General features: G+C 73.2%; 5 protein-coding genes. 2 read left to right on the top strand and 3 right to left on the bottom strand.

Annotation, left to right across the window (positions count from 1 at the left end):
* Positions 1-34 precede the first annotated feature (34 nt).
* Together DZF91_RS09045 and DZF91_RS09040 are read right to left on the bottom strand one after the other, a co-directional pair.
* On the bottom strand, positions 35-1198 hold the full coding sequence (locus DZF91_RS09045) for an FKBP-type peptidyl-prolyl cis-trans isomerase (RefSeq protein WP_117357019.1): 1164 nt from the start codon (positions 1196-1198) through the stop codon (positions 35-37).
* Positions 1199-1504: 306 nt separating this feature from the next.
* Positions 1505-2080 (bottom strand): TetR/AcrR family transcriptional regulator, encoded by a 576-nt coding sequence (locus DZF91_RS09040; protein WP_117357018.1) that lies wholly within the window; start codon positions 2078-2080, stop codon positions 1505-1507.
* Positions 2081-2145: 65 nt separating this feature from the next.
* Here DZF91_RS09040 and DZF91_RS09035 point away from each other — a divergent pair, with 65 nt between their 5' ends.
* A complete protein-coding gene (locus DZF91_RS09035; RefSeq protein WP_235834180.1) occupies positions 2146-2892 on the top strand; it encodes a molybdopterin-dependent oxidoreductase in 747 nt (248 codons plus the stop codon).
* The gene (locus DZF91_RS09030) at positions 2889-3284 is read left to right on the top strand and encodes a DUF6463 family protein (protein WP_117357017.1); all 396 of its coding nucleotides are present in this window, start codon (positions 2889-2891) and stop codon (positions 3282-3284) included. The genes DZF91_RS09035 and DZF91_RS09030 overlap by 4 nt, the downstream gene beginning before the upstream one ends.
* A gap of 204 nt (positions 3285-3488) precedes the next feature.
* Here DZF91_RS09030 and DZF91_RS41045 read toward each other — a convergent pair.
* Positions 3489-4208, bottom strand: a 720-nt coding sequence (locus DZF91_RS41045; protein ID WP_199486513.1) for a COG4315 family predicted lipoprotein, incomplete at its 5' end; no start/stop codon positions are given.

Genomic DNA, 4208 nt, shown 5'->3' with positions numbered 1-4208 from the left:
GGTCGTGGGACCGCGAACCGGTGCGGCCGTCGGGTCAGCTCGTCTTGGCCGTCCCGAGGATGTCCACCACGAACACGACCGTGTCGGTGCCCTTGATGCCCGCCTGCGGGTTGCCGGACTTCCCGTAGCCGTCGGACGGCGGCAGGATCAGCATCACCCGGCTGCCGACCTTCAGGTCGCGCAGGCCCTTGAAGAAGCCGGGCATGGCGCCGGGCGGCGGGTCCGCGAGCGGGAACGCGGTGGGCGCGCCCTTCTCCCAGGACGAGTCGAACGTCTTGCCGGTGCCCCAGATCTGCCCGAGGTAGTTCACCACCGCGGTGTCGTCCTTGGTGGTGGTCGGCCCGGTGCCCTGGATCAGGGTCTTGACCTGCATGGTCTTGGGCGGGTCCACCTTCGGGATGGTGACCTTGGGGGCCTTGCCCTTCTGCGGCTCGACCGTCGGCAGGTTCTTGTCGGTGAGCTTCTGCTCGGCGCCGGTGGCCTCGGCGTTGGTCGGGATGACCTTGAGGATGTCGGCGACGAACACGACCGAGTCGCCGTCGGCGAGGCCGAACTGCTGCGCCGACTGCGGGTCGAAGCTCTGGTCCGGCGGGATCTGCAGCACGACGCGGCTGCCCTCGGTCCGGTTGGTCAGGCCGTTCTTGAGGCCCTTGACCTGGAGCTTGTCGACCGGCAGGAGCTGCGGGCCGGGCTGCGGGTTGAGCTCGGTCTTCTCCCGGGTGTCCAGCACCTTCTTGCTGGTCGAGCCCTTCTTGTCGCCGCCCTTCGGCGTCCACTTGTAGATCTCGTAGTGGAGCAGCGCGAGCGTGTTCGCGGCGATCTTGGGACCGGTGCCGGTGACCGGCTGGGTCACCTTGAGGCTCTTGCCCGGCGTCACCGAACCCGGGATCTTCACCTTCGGCGCGCTGCCGAACGCCCCGGTCACCTCGACCTTGGGCGCGGGCCGCGTCACGTACCAGGTGGTGCCCCCGGCGATGGCGAGCACCGCGACGACCGCGACCACGATCGCGATGGTGCGCCGCTTCTTCGCCTGGGCGGCGGTCAGTCCCGAGGGCTTCGCGGACGGCCTGAGCGGCTGCCCGCCGGACCGTCCGCCGCTGATGCCGTGCGGGGTGAACTCCGGGCTGCGGATGTTCTTGGCGTTCGGCAACTTGGCCTTGACCGCCGGCTCACCCCGGGGCTTGTCGTCGTCGGACATGTTTCCTCACTCGCTCCGGGTTCGTCGACACCACTCCAAAGGTCAACCACCCTGCCAGGCCGCGGCTAAGGCCGCTGTGAAGAACAGGGAGAGACCAGGCCCGCAATCTACCGTCCCGGGACCGAAGATGCCGCTCCCGGCGACCTCCGATCACGGCCGGAAATTCCGGAACCCGCGCGGAGCGCGCGCGGCGGGTCGAGGCGCGACGCGTCCCGCCGAGCCTCGCGGGCGACGGCCGGCGGGCGCGGAGGGGCGGTCCGGAAACCGGGGGACGCCGAGTCCGGCCGCGCCGGCGGGGCGTCCGCCTCAGAGGCCGAGCAGGACGGTGGCGGCCTCGGCGACAAGGTCCTCGGCGGACTCGGGGATCGGCGTCCCCTCGCGCAGATGCCGCTGGACCAGGCTCTGCGGGACGTCCACCAGGGCCAGGACGACGCGTCCGAGGTCGTCCGGGCGGCCGAGCCGGGCGGCGAGCCCGACCACGACCTCGCGGACGCGCCCGTTCGCGGTCGCGAGCAGTTCCCGGTCGGCGTCCGGCCAGTCGGCCTGACCGAAATCGCGCGGACCGTACTGCAGCACCCGGGCCTCGCGGGGGTGGGCGCGGCTCCAGGCGACCACGTGCCGCGCGGCGGCCACGGCGGCGCGCTCGGCCGGCTCGGCGGACGCGGCGGCGACGAACCCGGCCTGGAAGCGCTCGACCGTCCGCAGCCAGACCGCGGCCAGCAGCGCCGCGGCGCTCGGGAAGCGGTGGTACACCGATCCGCTCGGCGCGCCCGCGGCCCGCGCGACCGCCGCGACGGTGACGTCCGACGGACCGCCCTCGGAGACCAGGTCGACGGCCGCGTCCAGCAGCCGGTCGCGGTCGTGCCGAGGAGGTCGCCCCATGCGGCGAGCGTACCGGTGGGGTACGCTCCGCAATATTAGAGAGGTGTCTCTAAAAAGGAGGTCGCATGCCCCCGGACCGCATGAGCCTGGACGGCAGGAGCCCGGACCGCGTCGCCCTGGATCCCGTGAAGCCCGACCCCGTCCTGCCGCCCGGGCAGGTCCCGGTCGCGCGGCACCGTCCGTTCGGGCTGCCGCGCTTCGGTCCGGTCGTTCCCAGGACGGACGGGCCTGCCGTCGTGACCGTCACCGGGGCCGTCCGGCATCCGGTCCAGGTCCGCGCGGCTGACCTCGCCGGGCTGCCGAACCGCACGACCCGCGTGGCCGACCTGCACTGCGTCACCACGTGGAGCGTGCTCGACCTGTCCTGGGCCGGGGTTCCCTTCCGGGACGTCCACGCGTATCTCACAGAGCGGACGCGGCCCTGGTCCGCCGTGCGCTGGGTCACCTTCCGGGGGCTCGACGGCTACGCGTCCACCCTCCGCCTGGACGACGCGCTCGCCCCGGACGTCCTGCTGGCCGACACCCTGGACGGCGCGCCCCTCGATCCCGACGTGGGCGCGCCCCTCCGCCTGGTCGCCCCCGCGCACTACGGCTACAAGAACGTCAAGCACGTCTGCCAGATCGAGTACCGGACGGCCTACGACGCGGGCTCGGCGGGCTGGAAGGGCCATCCGCGCGGACGCGTCGCCCGCGAGGAACGCAGCCGCCACCTGCCCGGACGCGTCTGGCGTCCGGTCTGGCGCGCCGTCCTGCCGAGAGCCCGCGCCGCCTACGAGTCCGGCCGCGCGCACACGAACGGAGGACGGCCGTGAGCGGCCTGAACCGCTGGGTCCCGCGCCTGATCATCGCCACGGCGGTGCTGCACTTCGCGTGGGCGTTCCTCCAGCCCAACGCCTGGGACGACATCGTCCGCGACGGGTTCGCCGCGGCGGTCGCCGACCCCGACGCCCCCGGTCACTGGAACCGGGAGGCGAGCGTGTGGTTCCTCATCGCGGGGGCGCTGCTGTTCGTCCTCGGCACCATGACCCGTCTGGCCGTCCGCCTGACGGGCCGCGTCCCCGCCCAGGTCGGCTGGTTCCTCCTCGCCACCGGCGTCCCGCTGTGCGTCCTCTACTTCCCGGTGACGGGAAGTTGGGCGCTGCTCGTCCTCGGCGTGCTGGCCCTGGCCGCGACGTACCGCACCGAGCCGTCACCGGGACGGTGACAGCGGGCCGATCACCTGTTGCGGACGCAGCAGGCGGCGGAACGGTCTGTGGTCGATCGCGGAGGGCTGCGAAGAACCGCTCCTGAGCTACCCCGATGATGCGAACCGGGGCCGGTCGCGTGGTGCCGACCGGCCCCGGGACCCCGCTTCCCTGTGCCGAGTATCGGGACGGCCCGCGGGAGGAACGGCCCTCGGCGTGGCGGGTCAGTAACCACCGCCCGGGCCGCCGGTGTTCTGCTCGACCTTCTTGCCGTCCGGGGACACCACGAACCAGCCGCCGCCGAACTGGTTGAGGCCCTCGCCCTTGACGCTGCCCTTCATCCCGCCGTCCGGCGTGTAGTAGTAGAGCGGGTGCCCGCCGTACGTCACCTGCATGGTGCCGTCGTTCCTGCTGGCGGTGCCGAGCATCGACTCCTTGGCGCCCGACCCGGCCTGCGGCTTGCCCTTGGTGATGGCCGGAGGCCACACCGCGGCGCACTGCCCGGTGCAGGACGACGTGGACCCCTGGTCCTTCTCGAACATGTACAGGGTGCGGCCCTTGCCGTCGACCAGGATGTGGCCCAGACCGCCTATCGACGCGGTCGCGATCGTCTTCGCGGCCGTGGGAGCGCCCGGTGAGGGCGTTCCGGTCCCCGGGGGCGACGTCATCCCGCCGCCCGGGCTCTCGGGCGACGTCATCCCGCCGCCTGGGCTCTCGGGCGACGTCATTTCGCCGCCCGGGCTCTCAGGCGTCGTCATTTCGCCACCGGGGCTGCCCGGCGTGGTCATCTCACCGCCGCCGGGGCTGCCCGGCGAGGCCGTGTCGGTCGTGACGGGCCGCTGCGGACCGACGGCGTCGTTCGCCTGGGACGGGCCGCCGGCCGCGCCGCAGGCGGTGGCCAGCGCCGCGACGGGCACGGTGGCCAGCGCCGCGAGGGGCACGGC

Source organism: Actinomadura logoneensis (assembly GCF_003428695.1).
GTDB classification, from domain to species: domain Bacteria; phylum Actinomycetota; class Actinomycetes; order Streptosporangiales; family Streptosporangiaceae; genus Spirillospora; species Spirillospora logoneensis.
This window is presented reverse-complemented; position numbering and strand designations above follow the sequence as displayed.

Excerpts from the sequence above, each read along its gene's own strand:
- DZF91_RS09045 (WP_117357019.1), bottom strand. The coding sequence starts at position 1,198 with ATGTCCGACGACGACAAGCCCCGGGGTGAGCCGGCGGTCAAGGCCAAG.
- DZF91_RS09040 (WP_117357018.1), bottom strand. The coding sequence starts at position 2,080 with ATGGGGCGACCTCCTCGGCACGACCGCGACCGGCTGCTGGACGCGGCC.
- DZF91_RS09035 (WP_235834180.1), top strand. The coding sequence starts at position 2,146 with ATGCCCCCGGACCGCATGAGCCTGGACGGCAGGAGCCCGGACCGCGTC.